This window comes from Hyphomonas sp., from assembly GCF_013823385.1.
Classification (GTDB): domain Bacteria; phylum Pseudomonadota; class Alphaproteobacteria; order Caulobacterales; family Hyphomonadaceae; genus Hyphomonas.
In genome coordinates this window covers 1-24,060 of sequence record NZ_PNMA01000024.1, presented here as the reverse complement: position 1 = coordinate 24,060, position 24,060 = coordinate 1, and the positions used below count along the sequence as shown (strand labels likewise).

Genomic DNA, 24,060 nt, shown 5'->3' with positions numbered 1-24,060 from the left:
TACGTCAGGGTCAAATTGGCGCGGCCAATCCCACGGTCCCTACTCCGGCGCTTCCCCGTTTGCGCCCAGCACTTCGCCCGCCAGATAGAGCGAGCCGCAGATCAGCACGCGGTCTGCCCCGCTTGCCCCGGCCGCGCGCAGGGCGTCTTCAAGGCTGGTGCAGGCCGTCACCTTCAGCCCGGCCCGTGAGGCCGCCTGCGCCAGTTCCGCCGGGGGTGAGGCCTGATGCCCCGGCGCGTTCGGGCAGGTGAACACGTCCACGCCCAGCGGCCCGAACGGCACAAAAAACCCCGCCGAATCCTTGCTCGCCAGCATCGCCGTGACCAGCGCGGTCTTGCCCCCCATGCCGGAGAGATAGGCCGCAATCGCCCGCGCCGCATGCGGATTGTGCCCGCCGTCCAGCCACACCGGCAGCCCGCCCGCCAGCGCCGTCACCGGCCCATCCTTCAACCGCTGCATCCGCGCCGGCCACACCGCCTTGCGCGCGCCCTCAAAGATCGCCGCCTGGCTGATCCGCGTGGAATTGCCGAAAAGCTGCATCGCCATCGCCGCCAGCGCGGCATTTGCCCGCTGGTGCGGCCCGCTCAGCGCAATGTCCTCGGGCATCGCGTCAATGAAATAGGGCTGCACCCGGTAAAGCGGCGCGCCCACTTCTGCGGCGCGCGCCGCAATCACCGCGTCGGCCACCTCCTGCTGGATCGCCGTCAGCGCCGGGCGGCCCGCCTTGATGATACCTGCCTTCTCCGCCGCAATCCCGGCAAGGTCTGTTCCCAGGAACTGCGCATGATCATAGTCCACCGGCGTGATCACCGAGAGCGCCGGCGCAGTGACGACATTCGTCGCGTCGAACTTGCCACCGAGTCCCACTTCCAGGATCAGCAGATCCGCCGGCACCTCCGAAAAGGCCAGCAGCGCGGCGGCGGTAGTGGCTTCAAAATGCGTGATCTGCCCGCCTTCGATGGCCTCGAACGTCCGGTCCAGCCAGCCGATCAGTGCCTCATCCTCAACCAGCTTGCCCGCCAACCGGATGCGTTCATTAAAGCGCACCAGATGCGGCGAGGTGAACACATGCACGCTTAGGCCAGCGGCTTCGGCCATCGCGCGCATGAAGGCGCAGGTAGACCCCTTCCCGTTCGTGCCCGCCACATGGATCACCGGCGGCAGGCGGTCCTGCGGACGGCCCAGCCGCTCGAGCGCACGTTCAATGCGCCCGAGCGAAAGCTCGATGGTTTCGGGATAGAGGCCTTCAAACCGCTTCAGCGCGGCATCAACGGCCGGTGAATTGCCGCTCAATCAGGCTTGACCTTCGGCTCGGGAGGCTTCGGGGCGTGCGTCTTGGGCGGCGTCAGCTGCAGGGCGGAGCGATCATCCCGGCGGCGCGACACCGGCAGCAGATGGCCCAGCACGCGCGCCACGGTCGCCTTCAGCTTCCGCCGGTCGACGACAATATCCACCTGGCCTTTTTCCCGAAGGAATTCAGACCGCTGGAAGCCCTTGGGCAGGCTCTCGCGGATCGTCTGCTCGATCACGCGCGGCCCGGAAAACGCAATCATCGCGCCCGGCTCGGCAATATGCACGTCGCCCAGCATCGCATAGGAGGCCGAAACCCCGCCCGAAGTCGGGTCCGTCAGGATCACCACATAGGGCAGCTTCGCATCGGCCAGGTCATTGATCGCCAGCGTCGTGCGCGGCATCTGCATCAGGCTGAGCGTGCCCTCCTGCATCCGCGCGCCGCCCGAAGCGGTGCACACGACAAAGGCAGACTTGCGCGCCAGGGCAAGCTGCGCGGCGGTAATGAACGCCTCGCCCGCCGCCATGCCGAGCGATCCGCCCATAAAGTCAAAGTCCTGCACCAGCACGACCGCAGGAACCCCGCCGATCTTGCCATAGGCGGCCACCATGCAGTCTTCCTGCAGCAGCGGCGCCCCGCCCTCTTCGGTTTCCTTGATGTCCCGGTTCTGAACCTTGGCCCGGGCCGCTTTCAGGCGGGCCGGATAAGGCTTGTCATCCTTGAATTTCAGCGGGTCGAGCGGCACCTGCGGCAGCGAGATCGGCTCCCAGCGCTCATCATCGAACAGGATGCGGAAGCGCATGCGTGGCGAGATGCGCAGATGCGCGCCCGCCGGCGTCACATACCAGCTCTGCTCAAGATCGCTGCGATAGATCAGCTCGCCCGAAGCGGGACATTTAACCCACAGATCGTCCGGCGTGTCCTTCTTGGACATCATCGTCTTGAGGCCGGGCGGCGTTACCTTGTTGATCCAGTTCATCTGAAGAAGTCTCCCGATTTCCCGGCGGTATCAGCCTTTGGCCACGCCCGCGAGCGCGCGGCGCAGTTCTCCGGCAAGCTCGCCCATTGCGGGGGCTGCCGTCTCAAACTTTCCAGTTTCATGCGCATCCTGCGCCTTTTCCACAAAAGCCGAACCAACCACCACCCCGTCGGCGATCTTAGCCATTTCTGCGGCCTGCGCACCATTTTTTACACCGAAACCGACACAAACCGGTAGGCCCGACACCCGGCGCACCATGGCCACCTTCCCTGCAATCGCTGCAGGATCAGCGCTTCCAGCCCCGGTCACGCCGGTCACGGCCACAAAGTAAATGAACCCTGAAGCCCCGTCGGCCACCTTCGCGGCGCGGGCCTCATCGGTCGTCGGCGTCGCCAGACGGATCACGGACAGGCCAAGAGGCCTGTAGATTTCCCGAAGGCCCGCATCCTCTTCCGGTGGCAGGTCCACGATGATCGTGCCGTCGATGCCCACTTCGGCGGCCGCCTTCGCGAAGGCCTCATAACCCATCGAATGGATGGGGTTGGCATAGCCCATAAGGATCAGCGGCGTTGTCTGATCGTCCTTCCGGAAACGCGCGGCCAGCGCCAGCACATCGGTCAGCTTCGTGCCATTGGCGAGGGCACGCAGCCCTGCCCTCTGGATCGCGGGGCCATCCGCCATCGGATCAGTGAACGGCGCGCCCAGCTCGATGATGTCGGCGCCATTGTCGCGCAGCGCGCAGAGCGCCTTGAAGCTCTCCTCAAGGCTCGGATCGCCTGCCATCAGATATGTGACAAGCGCAGCGCGGCTTTCGCCCTTCGCCCGTGCGAAGGCGGCTTCAATTCTTTCCCGGCCCATGGTCAGCTTTCCGTATTCTCAAGCGCCCACGCTTCGTAGGCGGAACTTACATGCGTCAGCGGCATCGCCACGATCGCGGGCACATCATAGGGGTGCAACCGCTGGACCATGGCATCGATCTTGGCCCAGTTGGCTTCCGGCGCCTTGAGCCAGAGGATGAACTCGAACGACTGTTCGATCACGCCCTTCCAGCGATAGGAGGAAGTCACCGGCCCCTCAAGATTTGCGCAGGCCGCCAGACGCGCCTCGAGTGCCGCATCGGCAATATCCTCCGCCACGCGGCGGGAAGGACAGGTAATCCGGACAAGGAGCAGCTTGCTCATACATCAACCCCCAGCGCCTTCGCCACAGAGAACACATCCTTGTCGCCGCGCCCGCACATATTGAGAATCAGCAGGCCGTCCTTGCCCAGCTCTTTCGCAACTTCGCCCACACGGGCAATCGCGTGCGAGGGCTCCAGCGCCGGAATGATGCCCTCCAGCCGCGTGCAGAGCTGGAACGCGTCGAGCGCCTCCTGATCCGTACACGACAGATACTCCGCCCGGCCCATATCCCGCAGGAAGGCATGCTCCGGGCCAATGCCGGGATAGTCGAGCCCGGCAGAAATGGAATGGGCGTCGATGATCTGGCCGTCATCGGTCTGCAAGAGATAAGTCCGGTTGCCATGCAGGATGCCCGGCTTGCCGCCATTGAGGGCGGCGGCGTGCTCGCCCGTCTCGATGCCATGGCCGGCCGCTTCCACGCCGATCAGGCGCACGCCCTCATCCTCGATGAAGGGATGGAAGAGGCCAATCGCGTTCGACCCGCCCCCGATACACGCCATCACGGCGTCGGGCAGGCGCCCTTCCCGCTCCAGGATCTGCGCGCGCGCTTCCTTGCCGATGATCGACTGAAAATCGCGCACCATCTCCGGATAGGGGTGCGGGCCCGCCGCCGTGCCGATGCAGTAGAAGGTATCCTCCACATTCGTCACCCAGTCGCGCAGGGCTTCGTTCATGGCGTCCTTGAGGGTGCCCGTGCCGGAGGAAACCGGAACGATCTGCGCGCCCAGAAGGCGCATGCGGAACACGTTCGGCTTCTGGCGCTCTACGTCCGTCTCGCCCATGAAGACCACGCAGTCGAGCCCGAAGCGCGCGCAGATGGTCGCCGTCGCCACGCCGTGCTGTCCGGCGCCCGTCTCGGCAATGATCCGCTTCTTGCCCATCCGCCGGGCCAGCAGCACCTGCCCCAGGCAGTTGTTGATCTTGTGCGCGCCGGTATGGTTCAGCTCATCGCGTTTGAAATAGATCTTCGCCCCGCCGAAATGCTCGGTCAGGCGCTCAGCGAAGTAGAGCGGCGACGGGCGGCCCACATAATGCGCCCACAGGTCATCCATCTCTGCCTTGAAGGCCGGGTCTTGCTTGGCCGCGCGGTATTCGCGCTCCAGGTCGAGGATCAGCGGCATCAGCGTCTCGGCCACATACCGCCCGCCGAATTCACCAAACCGGCCATTCGCGTCCGGCCATTGATCCCAGGTATTACGCAGGTCCATCACTCTATCCTTTGATCCCCGCTGCGCGATGGGACGCGCTCAGGGCTGTTCCGGTAGTCCCTTCGCCGCGCGGATGAACGCGCGGACGAGTTCCCTGTCCTTTAGCCCCCGGATACGTTCAACACCAGAGGACACATCAACACCCGGCGCCCCGGTCTGGCGAATGGCCTCGGCAACGTTGTCAGGCCTCAATCCGCCCGCCAGCAGCCAGGGCCTCGGCGCGGTCCAGTTCTTCAGGATAGACCAGTCGAACACCTGTCCATGGCCGCCGCCGAAAGCGGCCCCATCGGGTGCCTTGGCGTCCACCAGCAGTCCGTCGATGTCCGGAAATGTCCGGATTTGTCCAAGATCTGACCGCTCGCGGACCCCGAATGCCTTCCAGATGTCGCGTCCTGTCAGGCTTCTGACCTGTTTTACCCGCTCAGGCGTTTCCTGCCCGTGCAATTGCAATATCGGGAAGCCCAGCCTGGAAATCTGCATCACCAGCGCGTCATCGGGATCGGCCATCAACGCCACCGGCACCGCCTTCCCCAGCCGCAGCATCAGCGTCGCCGCCGCCTCCGGCGTCACATAGCGCGGGCTCTCCGGCACAAAGTTGAACCCGATCCAGTCCGCTCCCTCACGGGCCGCGAACGCCACCATATCCGGGTCCCGAAGCCCGCAGATCTTCACCGTCACCATGACAGCCCCGTTACGCCAGCCAGAGGCCCGCGTCCACGGCCTCTCCCCCGCCCCGGCCTTACTTATGCCCGAGATATGTCAGGGCGCGCTGCATCTCGCCATCCGGCGGCAAAGGCCTGCCATGGCTACCCCCTAGGCTTTTCCCGGCTGGTCTTGTCCCCCGAAGGCCAGATCCCATGGCCGCATCCCCGGCCCAGAATGACAGGAGCTCTCCCCCATGCTGACACGCCGTCTCAGCGCCCGTATCGCCGCCGCCACAATGGCCGCCCTCATCGCCGTCAGTGCCCTTGCCCATGCCCAGCCGCCGCAGCCCCCCGAAGGCCCCCGCTACATCCGCTCAGAGACGGTCAACGTCCGCGGCGGCCCCGGCACCGGAAACTCCGTCATCGAAGTCCTGCTGCTCGGCGCCGAAGTCCAGATCTACGCCATCACGGGCGACTGGGCGCGTATCTCCCCGCCCGGCAAGCCTGAAAAATGGGTCTACGCCCCCCTGCTCCAGACCGAAAAGCCCCAGCCAAAGCCTCAGAAAGGCAAGGCGCCTAAGGACAAGGCCCAGGCCGGTCCAAACTCCCCGTCCAAACTCAAACAGGATGAAACGGCCCGGGATAAATCCTCCAAACCCCACTGAAGGCCCGCAGCAGAAGGGGCAGGCCGCATCCGCGCGCCTGCCTCCAACTGCGCCACGATCCCAATATCCCCAAGGGCTGGACCCGGCTGCAACGCCGGTTCAGAACACAGCTGAAAACAGGCCCAAGACGGGCCGGAACAGCACCGGGGGACCATCGATCATGCAGCACAGGATGCAGGAAGGACCGCTTCTGGACGCGCGCGGCCATCTGGCCGAATGCGGCTGGGCCACCAGCGAAGTGCGCCGCTATGACCGCGCCGCGATCGGCGCCAGCCGCCTGCGCATCAAGGAGTGGGACTATTACTGCATCCTCACGCCCGATTACGGCATTGCCCTGACCGTTGCGGACAACGGCTATCTCGGTTTCCTCGGCGTTTCCTGGATGGACCTGAAAGCGGGCACTGCCGTCAATGAGGCCGGTGTGATCCCCTGGCCCATGGGCCGGATGCGCCTGCCTGCCAGCGCAGACACCGGCGACATCGCCCAGGCCACGGCCTCGGTAAAACTCGCCTTCCGGCATGAGCCGGGCGGCCGGCGGCTGAGCGTGGATGCCCCGAATTTCCGCGGCGGCTCGGGCCTGAAAGGGGAGCTCTGGCTGGACCAGCCACCGATGGACCGGATGGTGATCGCAACGCCTTTTCCCAAGACGCCCAAGGCCTTCTACTACAACCAGAAGATCAACTGCCTGCCCGCCACCGGCGCCATCACCCTCGGCAGCCAGACATACCCTTTCGAACCGGAAGCCGCCTTTGGCGTCCTCGACTGGGGCCGCGGCGTGTGGACCTATAGCAATACATGGTACTGGGGCTCAGCCTCCGGCAAGGCAGGCGGGCGCAGGGTCGGCTTCAATATCGGCTACGGCTTCGGCGACACCTCGGCCGCTTCGGAGAACATGCTGTTCGTGGACGGAGTGGCCCACAAGCTGGACCAGGTGACCTTTCACATGCCGCAAGGCGCGCCGGACTCTGCGCCCTGGACCTTCACCAGCAATGATGGCCGCTTCACGATGACCTTTCAGCCCATCGTCAACCGCCACCACACCACCGATCTCGGCGTCTTCAAGACCGCCCAGGATCAGGTGTTCGGCCTGTTCACCGGCGAAGCCATCCTCGACGATGGGTCTGTCCTGCGGATCGAAGCCCTCCCCGGCTTTGCCGAAGAAGTGCGCAATCGCTGGTAAGCGCGCCAGCCGGATGAGGCGCATTGAGAGCCGATCAGGCGCGGAAGATACCCCGGAGCCTCGCCACGCGCGCCGCTGCGCCAGCGCGATAGTCTTCCGCCTCGATGGCCGTATGCGGCTCGGGATAGGCGGAGTGTGCCCAGAAGATCGCGCGATCGAGAAGAGTTGGGCCCGAAGGATTCCGCTGCAGCGCCGCTTCATACGCATCGGCCAGCGCATTGGCGCCATAGATGTCACTGTCGATCCGCCGAACCGCCGCCTCGGCCTCCTCAAACCGCAAATCCAGAATCAGGCGAACAGTCTCCTCCGCCATCTCCGCCAGGCGCTGCCGTATCCAGTCTACAGGATCAGGCAGAACCGCCCTTTCCGAAATCACGGGCACGGCCGATCCGGCAAACAGGGGCACGGTGGGCACAGGCCGCCTGCCGATATCCAGCGACAGCATCGCGCCCTCCAGAAACGGCGCATAGTCATTCCAGAGATCATCGGGGACACAGAGCGTGCCGTACCAGACCTGCCCGTCGCTTTCGAAGGCATAACCGGTCTGGCGGTCCGCCCCTTCCATCCCCGCCGAAAGTCCCGGCCACACATATGCCTCGCCCCTGGCAAGCACCTGATGCGGCGGCCCGCCCCCTGCCCGCCGCAGGATCTCGGAAAGATCCGCCGCGCCTGCCAGTTCGATCATCCGGATACGCAGCGTTGCCGGCGCCACTGCCGTCAGCGCCGCCACGCAGGCTTCCGGCGCCTCATCATCCGCAAAGAGGCCAGGCGGCACTTCCAGCGAGAGGCGGCCAAACCAGCGCCGGGGATAGGTCATGGCAGAAACCGGAAAGCCAGATACGCCGCCGCCAGCGCAATCGGGCCAACCAGCATGAACACAACCGGCCCTGCCCCCTTCTCCAGAATGAGGAACGCCTTGTCCGGATGCCGGTCATCGACATAGGCCAGCACTTTTGCCCCAACCAGATAGGGCGCAATCACCTCGGCGGCCTCCGCCTGCGACGCATAGCTCGTCCCGATGATATTGGGGCGCAGCATCTCGCTCTCATAGGTTTTTCCGTTCACCACATAGCGGAACCGCACATTCGGCGACCAGCTGGTGGTGGACGTGTTCCGGGTGAGGCTGCGATCTGTATCCCTGGATTCCGACCGGGTCACATCCGACCGGATGATCTCCACCTGAATGGGACGCGCGTTTGCGGCGATCCGCTTCTGGATGAAATACTGGGTAACGCCGACATAAACCAGCATCACGCCCAAGCCGCCAAACATCAGCACAAATATCCAGCGCATGAACGTCCCCCACATGGCTTGGGCTCTACGTGCCGCATTCCGGATTTCTTGAAAAGAGGCCACGCCTCTACCGGGGATTGTCCGTCGCAATATTTCCCGGAAACAAGGCGGGCTGGCGGAGAGACAGGGATTCGAACCCTGGAGACGGTCGCCCGTCTACACACTTTCCAGGCGTGCGCCTTCGACCACTCGGCCACCTCTCCATTCCGGCCCGAAAGACGGAAGCGAGCGAGATAACGGATGACCCGCCGCCCCGCAAGCGTGTGATTGCCAGAAAACGCATCAATCCCCATATCCGGGTCCAGAGAAGGAACCTGGCCCATGCTCTTCATGAAGAAAAACCTCGACCTGCCGACTGCCGAAACCGCCCTCAAAGGCCGCGCCGTGGCCATTCCCACAGCGGAGACGCATTTCGTGTTCGGCCGCCCGCTGAAGGCTGCGCCGCCCGAAGGCTTTGAAACGGCTGTCTTTGGGCTGGGCTGTTTCTGGGGGGCCGAGCGCATTTTCTGGCAAACCCCCGGCGTCTGGCTGACCCGCGTGGGCTATGCTGGCGGCATCACCCCCAACCCCACCTATGAAGAAGTCTGCTCGGGCCGCACCGGCCATACCGAGATCGTGGAAGTGCAGTTTGACCCCAAAGAGGTCAGCTTTGCCGCCCTCGTCAAACTCTTCCTCGAAAGCCATGTGCCCACCCAGGGCATGCGCCAGGGCAATGACATCGGCACCCAGTACCGCTCGGCAATCTACTTCCTTTCCCCGCAGCAGGAAGCCACCGCCAGGGCCATGATCGCCGAGTATGAAAAGGCCCTCGCCGCTTCGGGCCACCGGGAAAAGGTCACCAGCGAGGTCAAACCGCTCGATACGGTCTATCTGGCTGAAGACTATCACCAGCAATATCTGGCGAAGAACCCCAACGGTTATTGCGGCATTGGCGGCACGGGCGTCAGCTGCCCCCTGCCCCAGAGCGCCTGACGGGCGCTTGAGCGCGTAAGATCAGGAGCCGAAATTCAGCGAGAACCGCTTGCGCGATTCGATCATCGACTGCGCCTTGAACAGGGCGTCAGAAGCGGACTGGGCGCGCAGGATCATCGGGTCGGCCCGCAGGCCCTCAACCGCCTGAGACAGCTGGGCAATCGCCTCCCGCACGACATTCTGGTCGAACTGCTTCTCAGCCCGCACGATCAGGGCCCGGCCAAGCTCCAGCCGGGCCTGGATCACCCGGCCCGTATCTGCCGCCTCGCTGGCGGCTTCCAGATGCCTGCGGCGCATGATGATCACCTTGTCGAGGGCGGTCACATCGCCAAGTTCCTCGGCCACACGCACGCCGGAGGCGCAGAAATCGGCTTCGATTTCGGCCCGCAGCGTTGAAGAGATGGGCGGTTCCCCAGCCAGGAGGGCATCCAGATCAATGGCAAGCTGGCGGATCTTCTCGGCCCGGAAGGCCTGCGGATCGCTGAGGGCTGGCTGCAATTGCTTGGCAATCAGATAGGCCGCCGCCCGGGCCAGATCATCGTTGCGAGCCTTGCGGCTGCCCGGCAGGGCAATGGTAAAGAGGCGCGCTTCAGCCGGAGAGAGCCCGCCCCCGCGGCTGAGGCCGTGCAGTTCCAGCCCCCGCTCACCATTCCCCGCGCGGCTGGCCCAGAGGAACATGTCAGCGTCGGCGGTGGCCATGCGCTTGCGGGCGCGGGCAACCGACCGGCTTTCAAGCCCGCCCTTGATCGGACCCATCGCCACCATGCTGAACGGGGCGCCAAAGCTGAACGTCGGCAGGTATTGTGACAACGCCGCCTGCAGCCAGCTCCCGGCGGCGCGGTCCTTGGCCGGGGGGGCAATCAGAATGCGGAAACCCGGCGCCTTGCTGAGACGCGCCGCGCGCGCCTTGCCTTCATTGGAGAGCGTGTTGAGGGCGCGGCCTGCCAGCCGCAACAGCCAGACCAGCGCCAGCACAGCCGTCACCACAGCCATGGCCGCGCCGAACAGCATCAGCCAGTCGGCGCCGGGCACATGCGTCATGAGCCAGTTTTCTGCAGATTTCGCCCACGCTGAGATCGACATCAGAGTTTACCTCATCTGGTTCAAGGCGATACGTTTCCCGCCAGTTTCTTGCAACAGGGAAACACCGCTACAAGCTGCCGATGCCCGACTATATCACGCGTTTTGCGCCCTCGCCCACTGGCCGCCTTCATCTTGGGCATGCCGTGTCGGCTTTCAATGTCTGGGCTGCCGCAGCCGAGGCAGGCGGCAAGGTTTACCTCAGAATTGAGGACATCGACCAGACCCGCTGCCGGCCCGAATATGAAGCAGGAATCCTGGAAGACCTTTCCTGGCTGGGCCTCTCCTGGGACGGGCCGGTAAGGCGCCAATCGGATCATTTTGCCGAATACCGTACCGCTCTGGACGCACTTCAGGCCCGCGGCCTCATCTATCGCTGCTTCCGCACCCGGCGCGAAATTGCCGCCAGCCTGCCCGCCGGGGCAGACCCGGACGAGGCGGGATTTGTCAGCCGCCCGCTTTCGCCACTGGAGGAGGCCCAGCGCCTTGCCCATAACGCGGCCTTCGCCTGGCGCCTGTCTCTGGAGGCGGCGCGCAAAGTCCTGGGCCCGCGCTCGGAGAGCCTTTCCTATCTGGAACAGACCGCCGGGGGCATCCGGCGCGTGCCCGCCGACCCGTCCCGCTTCGGAGATGTCGTGCTCGCCCGCAAGGATACCCCCGCCAGTTACCACCTCGCCTGCTGCCATGATGATGCCCTGCAGGGCATCAGCCATGTCGTGCGCGGGGAAGACCTGCGCGCGGTCACGGCCGTTCACGCCCTGCTTCAGGCCCTCATGGGCTGGCCCCAGCCCGTCTACCGCTTCCACCCGCTGCTTCTGGGCCCGGACGGCAAGAAGCTTTCCAAGCGCAATGCTGACAAAAGTCTGGCCGAGTACCGCGCAGAGGGGATGACGCCAGAAGATATTCGGGCCATGACAGCGCCCGCATGACACAGACACCCCTGGCCGCTGCGCCCGCTCCCGTTTCCCTGCCCCCCGCGCGCAGCTGGCTTGGCCCGCTGATGGTGCTCGGCGGCGGCGTTGCCATCGGCTTTGCGCCCATCGGCCTGCGCATCGGCATTCAGGAGTTCGGCAACGAGCTTGGCCCCCAGGCCATTGCGATGTGGCGCTACATCTTCGCCACGCCGATCCTTTTCGGCCTCGTGCTGCTGATCCACCGCCGCCTGCCCCGGCCTCCCAACAAATTCATCATTCTGGCCGGCACCTTTTTCGCCATCGACATCGCCCTCTGGCACTGGGCCCTGACGATGACGAGCGTTTCCAACGCCACCTTCATCGTCAATCTCGGCAATGTCGGCGTCGGCGTGGTCGCCTGGCTGTTCCTGAAAGAACGCCCCGGCATGCCCTGGTTTTTTGCCGCCAGCCTGGCCATCGCCGGGGCCGCGGCCCTGTCGCTGGGCGGTACGGCGCTGCATACCGGGGGCCTGAAGGGGGATCTTTTTGCGCTCGGCGCGGCCTGTTTCGTCGCCGGCTACATGATGTTCTCCAAGCTTGGCCGCCGCAATCTCAGCGGCATCGAAGCAATCTTCTGGCTCAGCGTGGTGGAATCGGTGGTTGCTTTCATCATTGTGAACCTGGCGGGCGAACGGGTGCTGCCGGTCACCGCAAACGGCTTCATCGTGCCGCTGGTCCTTGCCCTCGTGGCGCATGTCATGGGCCAGGGCCTGATCATCTCAGGCCTCGGATCGACCAATACCGCTGTGGCCGGCATCCTTGTGCTGGCTCAGCCGGTCGTCGCGGCAACCATCGCCTGGCGTCTGTTCGATGAACCGCTGACAGTGCTGCAGGCCGCAGGCGCAGCCACCATCCTGGTCGCCGTCTGGCTGGCGCAGCGCGAAAGAACGCCGCGCCCGGCATAACATCTCGCAACTGTCACATGTTTGGGCTAAGCGCGGGGGATGTGATCACCGCCTGAAGGAGCCGCTCATGCGCCTCGCCGTTGTTGCCCTCGTCTCCACGCTCGCCCTCGCAGCGGCCTGCGCCGCCGCCGTTGCCACCAGCGGCGCGCCCTCCACCCGCGTCTCTTCCGGAAACACGCCGATCCTGCCCATCCAGGCAGATGATGGCTATTACAAATCCGCCGCCGCCGCCGTCGACGCCCGCATTGCCGAGCGGGGCATCAAGCCCGCCAAGAACGTCATCCTCTTCATCGGCGATGGCATGGGCATTTCCACGATCACCGCCTCGCGTATCTATGCCGGCCAGTCTGCCGGTGTGGACGGGGAGAGCTTCCGCCTCGCCATGGAAACCCTGCCCTGGTCGGCGCTCTCCAAGACCTACAGCGACAATTTCCAGATATCGGACTCCGCCGGCACCGCCGTCGCCATGGTCAGCGGCATCAAGACCCTCTCCGGCGTACTCGGCGTCAACAGCAAAGCGAGCTATGGCAACTGCGCCAGCGTTGAGGGCAACACCGCCGAAACCCTGTTCGAACTGGCCGCCCGCAGCGGCCTCGCGACCGGCCTCGTCTCCACCGCGCGCATCACGCACGCAACGCCGGCGTCTGCCTATGCAAAGACCCCCCACCGCAACTGGGAAGCCGACACCGACATGCGCGGCGCCTCATCGGACACCTGCAAGGACATCGCCCGTCAGCTGATCGAATGGCCGGAAGGCGATTTCGACATCATCCTCGGCGGCGGCCGCGAGAAGTTTCTGCCCGCAGGCACACCGGACCCGGAATATGCTGACAAGACCGGCGAGCGCTCGGACAATCGCAACCTGATCACGGAATGGACTGCAAAGTCGCCTGACCATAAATTCGTCTTCGACAAGGCAGGCTTCGACGCCGCCGATTTCACGACGCCTGCAAAAGTTCTTGGCCTGTTTGAGCCCGGCCACATGCAATATGAACTCGACCGGGAAAATGATCCCGCTGGGGAGCCCCATATCGCCGAAATGACGCGCGCCGCCATTACGCGCCTTTCTCAGAACCCGGAAGGATATGTCCTGATGGTCGAAGGCGGCCGCATCGACCATGCCCATCATGGCGGCAACGCCATCCGGGCCCTGGAGGACACGATGGCCTTCGACCTTGCGGTTGCTACAGCGCTTGAAATGACTGACCGGGAAGATACCCTGATCATCGTCACCGCCGACCATTCCCACACCCTGTCGATTGCCGGTTATGCCCAGCGCGGCAATCCGATCCTCGGCCTCTCAGCCTCCGGCATCGGCGGTGAAGGCGGATCGATGGGCACCGACGGTCTTCCGTACACAACGCTTGGCTATGCCAATGGCCCCGGCGCCTGTGTCGAGACCGGCAAGGACGCGGACGGCAAGCCCGCCTATGAGTGCAAGCGTCAGGACCTGACCGGCGTGGATACGCTCGCCGCCGACTTCCGTCAGCCCGCCCTCGTACCGCTCTATTCGGAAACCCATGGCGGGGAAGACGTTGCCGCCTTCGCCTCCGGCCCCGGCGCAAATCTCGTCTCCGGCGTGATCGAGCAGAACGAGCTCTTCCACATCATGGGCCGCGCCATCGGCCTTATCCCGGCGCCGGACGCTGACTGAACCCGGCACGCAGCAGGCAACCGGACCAAGCAGAAAGCAGAAATCACATGCCGGCACGCGGGACTCTTGCCATTCTGTTTGTGCCCATTCTGCTGCTTCTCTCCTGCGCGGCCAATGAGGGCGGCGCGCTGCCCGCGCCCGGGCTCGGCGCAATCAGCCGCGATTACGTGAACCCGGCGGATAACCGGCCCATCCCAACTGCGCTGTTTGGCGCCGAGGTGGGACACCAAAAGCCTCTTGCCATACTGGCCCATGGCTACGGAAATCTGGGTACAGACTATTCATTCCTCGCCGGCGAATTGGTCAGGCTGGGATATCTAGTCGCCGCGCCGCAATATGATCTGCCAGGCGATCCTCCCCTTCCCAGCGATGGAAACATCGCGGAAGGCCGGATGCCTGCCTGGGAGCGGGGAGCCTCAGGAACCCTGCACGTGATGGAGGCGTTGCGGCAGGAGGGCCTGGCAAGCGACGCGCCTATCCTGCTGGTGGGTCATTCCAATGGCGGAGATATCGCCATGCTTCTGGCCGCCCGCCATCCGGATGCCGCCGGCGCCGTATTGACCCTCGACAATCGGCGTATGGCTCTGCCCCGGACAGCTTCGCCGCGCATCTGTTCCCTCCGGTCCTCGGATTTCCCTGCCGATCCCGGCGTGCTGCCCGATCCGGCAGAACAGGCAGAGTTCAACATGCTGATCCGCAAGGCAGACAATCTCCGTCATGACGAAATGTGGGACGGCGCAACCGGCGCGCAGAAGGCCGCAATGATTGATATGCTGCGCGCCTGTCTCGATCGTTGATCAGCGCACCCCGTCACCGGCCAGCCGGGCGCAGCGCGCCGCTGGCCAGCACGGGCACCAGATAAGCCACGGCCAGCGCCGTATTCGGCACGATGTTCAGCGCGAAGCCGGTGACCGCCGACAAGGCCCCGTCGATCACATACCAAGCGGCCAGCGCCAGTGTCAGGCCGCGCCAGGCCGGCGCCCCTGCGGCATGGATCGCCGGCAATAGCAGCAGCATCGTCAGTCCCCAGCCGATCGTCACGGCGCCCATCAGGGCGATCGAAAAGCGCATGCCGGGCGCGTCAAGGTTCAGCGTGCCAGGGGCAAGGCCGCCCAGAAGTGTGTAGAGGGCGGTCACCGCGCCATCGGTCGCAGGCAACCCGCCCGCAGCGAGCACCACGCCGAAGAGGATAACCCCGCCACACCAGACCACCATCCAGTTCTTCCAAAGACCGCTCATTGTCTGCTCCCTGATGAGATATCGGATGGCGGCAGATTGCGACGGCCAGCGTAGGCGCGGCAATTACCTTGCAGGTCATGGACGCCGTTTCCCGGCAATGGCATCTAACGCGGATGCCGGACCGCGCCCCAACACCCCTGCCCGATGCCGCAAGCTTTGCGGGGCAACTGCGCCGTTTCCGCGCCGCGCGGCGGCTCAGCCAGCTCGACCTTGCGCTCGCGTGCGACATCTCTGCCCGCCATCTTTCCTTCCTGGAAACCGGCCGCGCCAATCCCAGCCGCGAGATGGTGCTGCAGCTGGCCGAAGGCCTGCTCCTGCCGCTGAGCGCGCAGAATAGCCTGCTTCAGGCCGCCGGCTATGCCGCTGTCTATCCGGCTTCCCCGCTCACCTCCGAAGCGCTTGGCCCGTTCCGGCAGATCCTCTCCGAAATGATGGCCCGGCATGCGCCCTGGCCCTCGCTGCTGTGTGACCGGCACTGGAATGTGCTGGAGGCTAGCCCGGTTGCGGCTGCCCTGCTGGCCGGGCTTCAGGCCGGGGAAAGCGCGGGCGAAACCAATCTCATCCGCCTGCTCACCAGTGAGGCCGCCGCCAGCGGCGTGATCGTCAACCTCGCCGAGATGATCGCCGAGATGCAAAGCCGCATCCAGATGGAAGCCCTCGAAGCGGCCGATGATCCGGTGCTCGCCGGGCTGGCCGCGCGCCTTCAGGCCGCCGCGCTCCGCCATCCCGTGGTCCATAGCCCGCCCCTGCGCAGCCCCCTCGTGCCGCTCACCCTGGCGTCGCCCGATGGTGAGATGCGCTTCCTCTCGACCATCGCCTATTTCGGCACGAGTGAAGACGTCACCATCCGGGACCTTCGCCTGGAGCTGCTCTTTCCCGCCGATGACGCCACCCGCAACGCCGTGACCGCACTTGCCGCCAGCCTTCCCGACTGATCCCCTTCCCCTCGCGTCACGCTGGCCAAAACCGCCGCCTTGCGCGACACTTGTTGCAAACAAGAAGACCGGGAGGAAAACCAGACCATGAAAGCTGCCGTGATGCGGGCGCCCAAGGCGCCGCTGTCGATCGAAGACGTGACCATCTCAAAGCCGGGTCCGCGCGAAGTGCTCGTACGCCTGAAGGCCATTGGCGTCTGCCATTCGGACGTTCATTTCTGGGACGGCGCCTTCCCGTCCGAACTGCCGGTGATCCTCGGCCATGAAAGCGCCGGCGTGGTCGAGCAGGTCGGCTCGATGGTCACCGCCGTCAAACCCGGCGATCATGTGATCTCGATCCTCTCGCCTTTCTGCGGTACCTGCGAGTATTGCCTCACGGGGCATATGTCCGTCTGCCACACGGTGAACCGGGAGCTGTTCCAGCGCAGCGTCACCGAACATCCGCGCCTCTCCATCGGCGGGGAAAAGGTCGGCCAGTTCCTCAACCTTTCCTCCTTTGCCGAGCAGATCCTGGTGCATGAGAACACCCTCTGCGCCATCGACAAGGATATGCCGATGGACCGCGCCTGCCTGATCGGCTGCGGCGTCATTACCGGCGTCGGCTCGGTGTTCCATTCCGCCCAGGTCGAGCCCGGCTCGACCGTCGCCGTCATCGGCTGCGGCGGGGTGGGCCTTGCCGCGATCAATGGCGCCGCCATCGCCGGGGCCAGCCGCATCATCGCGGTCGACCTTTCCGACCAGAAGCTGCAGCTCGCCACCCGCTTCGGCGCAACGGACGTGATCAACCCCTCGAAGGTGAACGCCATCGAGGCGGTGAAGGAGCTGACCAAGGGCGGCGTCCACTATTCCTTCGAATGCGTCGGCGCCAAGCAGACCGCCGAGATGGCCTACCACATGCTCCGCCCGCGCGGCGTGGCCACCGTGATCGGCATGATCCCGCCGGGCGTGAATATCGAGATCCCCGGCATCGAACTGCTGGTCACCGAGAAGCGCCTGCAGGGCGCCGTGATGGGATCAAACCGTTTCCGGATCGATTTCCCGCGCCTGATCGATCTCTACAAGCAGGGCAGGCTCCACCTCGACGATCTGATCTCGGACCGGATCGGCCTTGAGGGCATCACCGGAGCGATGCAGAACCTCCTGGACAACAAGGGCAGCGTGGCCCGCCAGGTGGTCGTGCTCAACTGATCCGTATACTCATGGCGCCGCTGCCTGGCCGGGCGGCGGCGCCGGAGACGCTCTGCGCAGGCACAATCGCCCAAACGCACCTCTGCACATCTGCCAGATTGCTGCGCCGCCCTTCCCCCGCTACAGAGGGCGCTCCCCTGTCAAACGGAGCGCCGCATGGCCACCCCTTCGCTCGCCAAACCGAAACGATCCTTCGTTCAGCGTTTGCTGCGGCGTATCATCTACAAGAATTACGGGCGCAACCTGCTCTACCAGCTCCAGCTGCGCGCCCTGCACGAAGCGGCCGATTACGTGCAGGCCAACATGCCCGAAGCGATGATCTTCGAGAGCCATGCTGCCTATATCGCTTTCCTGGTTGAAAAGGCGCCGGCCGAAGGCCTGATGATGGAGTTCGGTGTTGCCGGCGGCAACTCGATCCGCCAGATCGCCAGCCGTACCGCGAAAACCGTGAACGGCTTCGACAGTTTCGAAGGCCTGCCGGAAGACTGGTCGGGCCATCTGGAACGCCGGGGCGCCTTCACCCAGAAGCAACGCCTTCCGCAGGTGCCCGCGAATGTGAAGCTGCATGTCGGCTGGTTTGATGCCACCCTGCCCGGCTTCCTGGCCGCAAACCCCGGACCCATCAGCCTGCTGCATATCGACTGCGATCTCTATGGCGGCACGAAATACATTCTGGACACCGCCGGCGACCGGTTGAAGCCTGGCTCCATCGTGATGTTTGACGAATATTTCAACTATCCGAGCTGGCGCCATCATGAATACAAGGCATGGCAGGAATTCGTCAGTAGCCGGAACGTGAAGTATACCTACATCGCCTTCACTGCGATGGATGGCTGCGTGGCTGTGCGGATCGATTCTATCGGCTAAAGGTCTTTACCCACAGCATCGGCAATCGAGGAGAACCCGTCTTCGGCCAGGCAATGGGAGAGTTCCCGCGCCACACGGGCCGCAATACCGGGGCCGTCATACACCATCAGGGAATAAAGCTGCACCGCTGACGCGCCCGCGCGGATCTTGGCATAGGCGTCTCGGCCCGTCGCAATACCGCCGGCGCCGATCAGATCGAACGCGCCTTCCAGCTTGCGGGCAAACTGCAGCAGAACTTCCGTAGACGGCTGAAGCAGGGGCGCGCCGGAAAGGCCGCCCGCTTCGGACTTGTCTTCGCTGCGCAGGCTGGGGGGCCGGGCCAGGGTGGTGTTGGAGATGATCAGGCCCGAGAGCCAACTCCCCTCCGCAGTCAGCACGCTGCAGATATCCGCGATGGCTTCAGCATCCAGATCTGGTGCTACCTTCAGTAAGACAGGCAGATCCTTCCGGTCAGCCGCGCCGCATCGGGTCAGAAGCTGGGTCAGCGACGCCCGGTCCTGCAGGCCGCGCAGACCCGGCGTGTTGGGCGAGGAAATGTTGATGGTGATATAGTCGGCATACGGCGCAACCGCCTCAATACCGGTCACATAGTCGCCGATCCGGTCTTCACTGTCCTTGTTGGCGCCGACATTGGCACCAATCGGCACGGCATGCGAATATTTCTCCAGCCGGCGGACGAAATAGTCGAGGCCGAAATTGTTGAAACCCATCCGGTTGATCACGGCGCGGTCTTCTGTAAGGCGGAAAAGACGCGGCTTCGGATTTCCCGGCTGGGGCTTTGGTGTCACTGTTCCGCATTCGACAAAGCCGAATCCGAACTTCGCCATTGCCTCGGGAACTTCGCAATTCTTGTCAAAGCCCGCCGCCAGCCCCACCGGCGAACAAAGCCGCAGGCCGGACTTGGGCAGCTCAACCCTTGTTGAGACCGGCAACTGCGGCGCATGCAGGGGAACGCCCGCGCCATATGTCAGCATCCGGAGGGTCAGCGTGTGCGCCGTTTCCGGCGGCAACAGGCGCGCAAGGCGTGCACCGGTTGATGCAATCATTCAGATGTCCTCCGGCAGAATCGGGACGCCGTCCGTACCCGGCTCAAGCCACCAGGCCGCCTGCGCACGCGCAATTTCGAGGGGCTCATAAAGATGCGGAAAGAGATCGCCGCCCCGGCTCGGCTCCCAGCGCAGCGGTGGCAACGCGGCGCTATCAAACTTCAGCAGCCGGACCCGCCCCTTCCCCGCAAAATGCCGCGCGGCCGTTTCCGGCAGCTGGGCGCGCGTGGAGAGATGCACATAGCCATCGGCAATATCGAGCGCGGTGACGGTATGGCCCGCTGCTTCGGCCGCGCGCCATTCTTCTTCCGTCAGCAATTTATAGACCGGGACATTCTGCATGATGTCTGCTTTTGCAGGCTTTCCGCCGGCAGGCAACCGCCCCTTCAGGCGCCCTGCCCCACAGAAGAATCAGCTGTGCGGGCCAGCATCCAATGCCCGTCTGCGCCCTTGCACGCGGAGAAGCGGCCGCGTTCCTGGCCAGGAAGGCTGTAGGCAACATCGCGGCACATGACCGACACATTTACCACCGGCTGCTCGCCGTAGCCGCGCGTGACGGGCGCTGCGTCGCTAGCCGAGTAACCAATGGTGCGCAGGTTTGCGGCGCCGGTTTCCACCAGCTGCGTGCGCTCGAATGTGATCTTGATCTGGCGTCCATCCGGCGTCGCCATCTGATGGGCGGTTCCATCGGGGCTGACGGCCACGAGACGCACAAACTCCGCCTGAAGGCCGGACATGGCCTCCACACTGACCGGCTGGCTGGTTGTCAGCGCCACGCGTTCGGCGATGAACACGTCCGCGCTGCGCCGCGCGTCGGCAGGGCCGGCAATGAAGGGCCGGACTTCCGGGGCACGCGCCGTAAGGATGGCAGGCGCCGGCCGGGTAACAGGCGCCGGTTCCGGCGTCGCCAGCGGCTGGATGCTGGCGCGATCCGGTTTCAGCGAGGCCGGCCGGGGCGGCGTCACCGGTTTGACAACCGCTGGCGCAGGCGGGGCCACGACAGCGGCGGCCAGCGTGATCGCCGGGTCTTCGGCTTTGCGCGCGGCGAGCCTCCGGGCCTCAATATCCGCCAGGCGCTTGGCTTCCAGATCGGCCAGGCGGCGGGCTTCTGCAGCATCGGCGGCCCGTTTGGCGTCCAGCGCCGCCAGACGGCGCGCTTCTTCTTCCGCCGCCCGCTTGGCCGCCAGATCGGCAAGGCGCTGTTGTTCGGCCTGCGCGGCGGCGCGCTGGGCTTCCAGATCGGCAAGGCGTTTGGCTTCCGCTTCGGCAGCGATGCGGCGGGATTCGATGTCGGCAAGGCGCTTGGCCTCTGCGGCGGCGGCGCGCTCGGCTTCAAGCTCGGCAATACGGCGCTGCTCGGCCAGGGCGGCGGCGGCCCGGTCCGCTTCCAGCTTTGCCAGGCGGTCTGCCTCAGCCCTGGCGGCGGCATCTGCCTCGGCCTTCGCGGCGAGGCGGGCGGCCTCTTCATTGGCGATCCGCTCGGCCTCTTCGCGCGCCATACGCTGGCGTTCGGCATCAATCGCGGCGTCACGGGCAGCCAACGCGTCTGCTTCAACCTGCGCCGCGGCGGCCAGACGGCCCGCTTCGGCGTCCGCAATCGCTGCCGACGCAAGACGCTGGGCCTCTTCCTGCTGGCGGCGGGCGGCGTCGCGCTCGGAGGCTTCGAATGCGTCGACCCGCTGTTTCAGGTAATCGGCCACGCCGCGATAATCGAACCAGGGCTGGGGCTCGGCCCCGATCGGGGTCGCCGCTTCCTGCACCGCAACGGCAGAGACGGACGCAGGCAATACGGCCGGGCCAGCATCAGCGGCAGAGCGGCGGGCGGCGTCTTCGCCCTCATCCGGCAGCGCGCCGGGCTTGGCTTTCAGTGAATGGTCGATCGCCAGCAGCGACAGGCCGGCCAGACCGAGCATGGCGAGACCGGCAAAGGCGAGCTGCGAATATTCGCTGAGCCGGCTGAGGCCGGTCGCGCGCTCTTCCTTCTCTTCGGCGACGGGCTCGGCCGTCTCTTCAACCGGCGGCACAATCACCAGCGGTGGGCGGCGGATTTCCTCGCGCGGGCGCACAGGTTCCGGCCGCGCGGGCGGGGCCCAGGCTTCCGGGCGCCCAGCGGGCGGAACACGGCGCGGTTCTGGCCGGGTCTGCAGTGCCGGGGCGGCGGGGGCGATTGCTGCCACCGGGCGCGGGCGGCGCGGCGCAAGGGCGGCCAGGTCAACCGCCTCGCCATCCCTGGGCTCATAGCCCGCCAGGATCGCCAGCGTGGACTGCGGGCGGCGGCCATCGCGCGCGCGCAGGCGGGCACGGAAAGGCGCGTCAGCGGCCTCGGTCGGTTTCAGCGGCTCCTGCAGCATCAGCCCATTCTCCTGAGGGCGAAAGGTTAACAACCGCCCTATCCAGCGTTTACTATAACCAACCTATGCGGCGGAAACCATAAAATTCCCTGTAAGCCGCCGCCTTGTCAGCGAGGGTGCGGGACTTTAAGGCAACAGTTTCCCGCTTGCGCCCCAGAAAGACGACGTAAATCCCATGTCCAAAGCTGCTTCTGCCCCGAAAAAGGTTGTTCTTGCCTATTCCGGCGGCCTCGACACTTCGATCATCCTGAAATGGCTGCAGGTTGAGTTCGGCTGCGAGGTTGTCACCTTCACCGCCGATCTCGGCCAGGGCGAGGAGCTGGAACCGGCGCGCAAGAAGGCGCTGGCCGCCGGGGTGAAGCCCGAGAACATCTTCATCGAGGATGTGCGCGAGGAATTCGTGCGCGATTTCGTCTTCCCGATGTTCCGGGCGAACGCCGTCTATGAAGGCGTCTACCTGCTCGGCACCTCGATTGCCCGGCCGCTGATCGCCAAGCGCCAGATCGAGATTGCCGATATGGTCGGCGCCGATGCCGTCTGCCATGGCGCCACCGGCAAGGGCAATGATCAGGTCCGCTTCGAGCTTGGCTATTATGGCCTGAACCCCGACATCAAGGTGATCGCGCCCTGGCGCGACTGGGCGTTCAAGAGCCGCACCGACCTTCTGAAATTCGCCGAAGAGCACGGCATCGAGATCGCCAAGGACAAGCGCGGCGAGGCCCCCTTCTCGGTGGACGCGAACCTGCTCCACTCCTCCTCGGAGGGCAAGGTTCTGGAAGACCCGTCACAGCCTGCGCCGGAATTCGTCCATATGCGGACGATCAGCCCAGAAGAGGCGCCCGACCAGGCCGAAGTGATCACCATCGGCTTTGAGAAGGGCGATGCCGTCTCGATCAATGGCGAGGCGCTTTCCCCGGCAACGCTGCTGACCAAGCTCAACGAATACGGCAAGAAGCATGGCATTGGCCGGCTCGACCTTCTGGAGAACCGCTTCGTCGGCATGAAATCGCGCGGCATTTACGAGACGCCGGGCGGCACGATCCTGCTGGTGGCCCATCGCGGCATCGAGCAGGCAACGCTCGACCGCGGCGCGGCCCACCTGAAAGACGAGCTGATGCCGCGTTATGCCGAGCTCATCTATAATGGTTTCTGGTGGAGCCCGGAGCGCGAGATGCTGCAGGCCGCCATCGACCATTCGCAGCGCTTCGTGACCGGCGAGGTGACGATCAAGCTCTACAAGGGAAACGCCTATCTGATCGGCCGTTCGAGCCCCTATTCTCTGTACTCGGAGAAGATCGTGACCTTCGAGGACGATCACGGCGCCTACGACCAGAAAGACGCCGCCGGCTTCATCAAGCTGAACGCCCTGCGCCTGCGCCTGCTGGCCGGACGGGACCGGAAGTTCGGGAAGAACTGATCGCGGTTCTCTACCTGCCCTCTCACTCCTTAGTCACCCTCGATGCGCGCGAGCGCATCTGAGGGCCCATCTCCTTAGCTCTCACGCTTGCACTTGCTTCACCGGCGGGAGCTGGGCCCTCAGATGGCCTTTGGCCATCGAGGGTGACGAAGCGGAGAGCGCAAGAATCGCAAAAAGCGCAACGCCCTTATCCTCCCCTGTTCCCTTCGACAGGCTCAGGATGAGGCGGGGGAGGTGGATTGCGCGCAGCGCAAGACGGAGGGGGGGCCTAAGTGCTGTTGATCCCGGCCCAGTCCTGCGGCCGCGCTTCTTCGTCCAGGCGGAGGAGCAGCGCATCGGTCCAGGGTGGCAGGCGGCGGATGATGTGGCCGGGGACGGGGAGATCCTTGAGGACACGGCCCTTCCGCCTGCGGAGCAAGCGGGCGAGGCGCAGGGCGTGTTTTTCCGGATGGTTGAGCACCAGCGCGAGACGGCGCGCGGCCTCCATCATCAGCGCCCATTGGACGAAGGGAGTGTCGGCGCCGTCTGATTTTGAGACGCGGCGGGCGGGGCGCACCTCTTCGATGAGCGGAAAAAGGGCTTCGCGGCGCGCCTTGTTTGTCCTTGGAGTTTCGTTGGAGGTTTTCGGGGAAACGCCAACGGCGCGTTCGGGGAGGACAACCTCAGCGGCGAGCACATGGATGTAGCGGCGCACCAGGGCGGTGGCGGCGATGAGCTGGGCGCGGGCCTCGGCGGCAATCTTTGCGAACTGTTCCGGCACCGCCTCGCGCAGCAGGGTCCGCAGCGCGCCGAGCAGGGCGGCGATGCGGGTCCAGAGTTCCGGGCGGGGCGCGGTGATGTCCATGCGCGGAGGATGGGGGCGCGGGGAAGTGGGGCGGATAAGGGGGGGCGCAGGGGGTGTCATCCCGGACAGCGCGCCGCGCTGATCCGGGACCTTCTGGAGGCTGGCGCAAGAGCGGAGAGAAGGTCCCGGCTCTGCAGCCGCTACGCGGCTTTGGCCGGGATGACACGG

General features: G+C 65.1%; 25 protein-coding genes and 1 tRNA gene. 11 read left to right on the top strand and 15 right to left on the bottom strand.

Annotated features, from left to right (window positions below; translation table 11 throughout):
• Positions 1-39: 39 nt before the first annotated feature.
• Genes C0456_RS13745 through C0456_RS13720 form a run of 6 tightly spaced genes read right to left on the bottom strand, consistent with a single transcriptional unit; the run spans position 40 to position 5,340 of the window.
• Positions 40-1,293 carry a folylpolyglutamate synthase/dihydrofolate synthase family protein gene (locus C0456_RS13745; protein ID WP_291053156.1) on the bottom strand — a complete coding sequence of 418 codons (1,254 nt, stop codon included), beginning with the start codon at positions 1,291-1,293 and terminating at the stop codon, positions 40-42.
• Positions 1,290-2,270, bottom strand: a complete 981-nt coding sequence (locus tag C0456_RS13740; RefSeq protein WP_291053154.1) for an acetyl-CoA carboxylase carboxyltransferase subunit beta — start codon at positions 2,268-2,270, stop codon at positions 1,290-1,292. Before C0456_RS13740 ends, C0456_RS13745 begins: the two co-directional genes overlap by 4 nt.
• Positions 2,271-2,300: 30 nt before the next feature.
• Entirely contained in the window at positions 2,301-3,128 is an 828-nt protein-coding gene (trpA, locus tag C0456_RS13735; protein WP_291053151.1) for a tryptophan synthase subunit alpha, read from the bottom strand.
• A 2-nt stretch (positions 3,129-3,130) separates the two neighbouring features.
• Entirely contained in the window at positions 3,131-3,451 is a 321-nt protein-coding gene (cutA, locus tag C0456_RS13730; RefSeq protein ID WP_291053149.1) for a divalent-cation tolerance protein CutA, read from the bottom strand.
• Positions 3,448-4,659, bottom strand: coding sequence for a tryptophan synthase subunit beta (gene trpB / locus C0456_RS13725; RefSeq protein WP_291053146.1), 1,212 nt, complete (start codon positions 4,657-4,659; stop codon positions 3,448-3,450). Before trpB ends, cutA begins: the two co-directional genes overlap by 4 nt.
• A 39-nt stretch (positions 4,660-4,698) precedes the next feature.
• The gene (locus C0456_RS13720) at positions 4,699-5,340 is read right to left on the bottom strand and encodes a phosphoribosylanthranilate isomerase (protein ID WP_291053144.1); all 642 of its coding nucleotides are present in this window, start codon (positions 5,338-5,340) and stop codon (positions 4,699-4,701) included.
• Between the two features lie 217 nt (positions 5,341-5,557).
• Between C0456_RS13720 and C0456_RS13715 the strand changes: the two genes are divergently transcribed.
• Entirely contained in the window at positions 5,558-5,968 is a 411-nt protein-coding gene (locus tag C0456_RS13715; protein ID WP_291053142.1) for an SH3 domain-containing protein, read from the top strand.
• A gap of 160 nt (positions 5,969-6,128) precedes the next feature.
• Entirely contained in the window at positions 6,129-7,148 is a 1,020-nt protein-coding gene (locus C0456_RS13710) for a DUF2804 domain-containing protein (RefSeq protein WP_291053139.1), read from the top strand.
• Positions 7,149-7,182: 34 nt separating this feature from the next.
• Here the strand turns inward: C0456_RS13710 and C0456_RS13705 are convergent, their stop codons facing one another.
• The 3 genes from C0456_RS13705 to C0456_RS13695 form a co-directional block, all read right to left on the bottom strand.
• The gene (locus C0456_RS13705) at positions 7,183-7,965 is read right to left on the bottom strand and encodes a hypothetical protein (RefSeq protein WP_291053136.1); all 783 of its coding nucleotides are present in this window, start codon (positions 7,963-7,965) and stop codon (positions 7,183-7,185) included.
• Positions 7,962-8,441 carry a DUF3592 domain-containing protein gene (locus C0456_RS13700; RefSeq protein ID WP_291053133.1) on the bottom strand — a complete coding sequence of 160 codons (480 nt, stop codon included), beginning with the start codon at positions 8,439-8,441 and terminating at the stop codon, positions 7,962-7,964. Before C0456_RS13700 ends, C0456_RS13705 begins: the two co-directional genes overlap by 4 nt.
• A 113-nt stretch (positions 8,442-8,554) precedes the next feature.
• Positions 8,555-8,644: transfer RNA gene (locus C0456_RS13695), tRNA-Ser, on the bottom strand.
• Between the two features lie 118 nt (positions 8,645-8,762).
• Here C0456_RS13695 and msrA point away from each other — a divergent pair.
• Entirely contained in the window at positions 8,763-9,413 is a 651-nt protein-coding gene (gene msrA / locus C0456_RS13690; protein ID WP_291053130.1) for a peptide-methionine (S)-S-oxide reductase MsrA, read from the top strand.
• 21 nt (positions 9,414-9,434) lie between these two features.
• On the opposite strand, the gene C0456_RS13685 is transcribed toward msrA, so the two are convergent.
• Entirely contained in the window at positions 9,435-10,496 is a 1,062-nt protein-coding gene (locus C0456_RS13685) for a hypothetical protein (RefSeq protein WP_291053127.1), read from the bottom strand.
• 80 nt (positions 10,497-10,576) lie between these two features.
• Here C0456_RS13685 and gluQRS point away from each other — a divergent pair, with 80 nt between their 5' ends.
• The 4 genes from gluQRS (at position 10,577) to C0456_RS13665 (ending at position 14,802) form a co-directional block, all read left to right on the top strand.
• Positions 10,577-11,422, top strand: coding sequence for a tRNA glutamyl-Q(34) synthetase GluQRS (gene gluQRS / locus C0456_RS13680; protein WP_291053125.1), 846 nt, complete (start codon positions 10,577-10,579; stop codon positions 11,420-11,422).
• Positions 11,419-12,351 (top strand): DMT family transporter, encoded by a 933-nt coding sequence (locus C0456_RS13675; RefSeq protein WP_291053123.1) that lies wholly within the window; start codon positions 11,419-11,421, stop codon positions 12,349-12,351. Before gluQRS ends, C0456_RS13675 begins: the two co-directional genes overlap by 4 nt.
• Positions 12,352-12,418: 67 nt before the next feature.
• Entirely contained in the window at positions 12,419-14,005 is a 1,587-nt protein-coding gene (locus C0456_RS13670) for an alkaline phosphatase (protein ID WP_291053120.1), read from the top strand.
• A gap of 47 nt (positions 14,006-14,052) precedes the next feature.
• On the top strand, positions 14,053-14,802 hold the full coding sequence (locus C0456_RS13665) for an alpha/beta hydrolase (RefSeq protein WP_291053117.1): 750 nt from the start codon (positions 14,053-14,055) through the stop codon (positions 14,800-14,802).
• A 13-nt stretch (positions 14,803-14,815) separates the two neighbouring features.
• Here C0456_RS13665 and C0456_RS13660 read toward each other — a convergent pair whose 3' ends face one another.
• Positions 14,816-15,244, bottom strand: coding sequence for a hypothetical protein (locus C0456_RS13660; protein ID WP_291053114.1), 429 nt, complete (start codon positions 15,242-15,244; stop codon positions 14,816-14,818).
• A gap of 113 nt (positions 15,245-15,357) precedes the next feature.
• Here C0456_RS13660 and C0456_RS13655 point away from each other — a divergent pair, with 113 nt between their 5' ends.
• From C0456_RS13655 to C0456_RS13645, 3 genes are all read left to right on the top strand, one after another.
• A complete protein-coding gene (locus C0456_RS13655) occupies positions 15,358-16,179 on the top strand; it encodes a helix-turn-helix domain-containing protein (RefSeq protein WP_291053112.1) in 822 nt (273 codons plus the stop codon).
• Between the two features lie 87 nt (positions 16,180-16,266).
• Positions 16,267-17,367, top strand: coding sequence for a Zn-dependent alcohol dehydrogenase (locus tag C0456_RS13650; RefSeq protein WP_291053109.1), 1,101 nt, complete (start codon positions 16,267-16,269; stop codon positions 17,365-17,367).
• Positions 17,368-17,523: 156 nt separating this feature from the next.
• The gene (locus C0456_RS13645) at positions 17,524-18,234 is read left to right on the top strand and encodes a class I SAM-dependent methyltransferase (RefSeq protein WP_291053106.1); all 711 of its coding nucleotides are present in this window, start codon (positions 17,524-17,526) and stop codon (positions 18,232-18,234) included.
• On the opposite strand, the gene C0456_RS13640 is transcribed toward C0456_RS13645, so the two are convergent.
• From C0456_RS13640 to C0456_RS13630, 3 genes are read right to left on the bottom strand one after another with little or no spacing between them, the layout of a single operon-like run.
• Positions 18,231-19,280 carry a quinone-dependent dihydroorotate dehydrogenase gene (locus C0456_RS13640; protein ID WP_291053104.1) on the bottom strand — a complete coding sequence of 350 codons (1,050 nt, stop codon included), beginning with the start codon at positions 19,278-19,280 and terminating at the stop codon, positions 18,231-18,233. The two genes, C0456_RS13645 and C0456_RS13640, sit on opposite strands and share 4 nt — an antisense overlap.
• A complete protein-coding gene (locus C0456_RS13635; RefSeq protein WP_291053101.1) occupies positions 19,281-19,622 on the bottom strand; it encodes a DUF952 domain-containing protein in 342 nt (113 codons plus the stop codon). It abuts the gene before it with no gap.
• 44 nt (positions 19,623-19,666) lie between these two features.
• Positions 19,667-21,631: a hypothetical protein gene (locus tag C0456_RS13630; protein ID WP_291053098.1), complete on the bottom strand. Its 1,965-nt coding sequence runs from the start codon at positions 21,629-21,631 to the stop codon at positions 19,667-19,669.
• Between the two features lie 175 nt (positions 21,632-21,806).
• Here C0456_RS13630 and C0456_RS13625 point away from each other — a divergent pair, with 175 nt between their 5' ends.
• Entirely contained in the window at positions 21,807-23,048 is a 1,242-nt protein-coding gene (locus tag C0456_RS13625; RefSeq protein WP_291053097.1) for an argininosuccinate synthase, read from the top strand.
• Between the two features lie 268 nt (positions 23,049-23,316).
• Here C0456_RS13625 and C0456_RS13620 read toward each other — a convergent pair whose 3' ends face one another.
• Positions 23,317-23,892 carry a hypothetical protein gene (locus C0456_RS13620; RefSeq protein ID WP_291053094.1) on the bottom strand — a complete coding sequence of 192 codons (576 nt, stop codon included), beginning with the start codon at positions 23,890-23,892 and terminating at the stop codon, positions 23,317-23,319.
• Positions 23,893-24,060 lie beyond the last annotated feature (168 nt).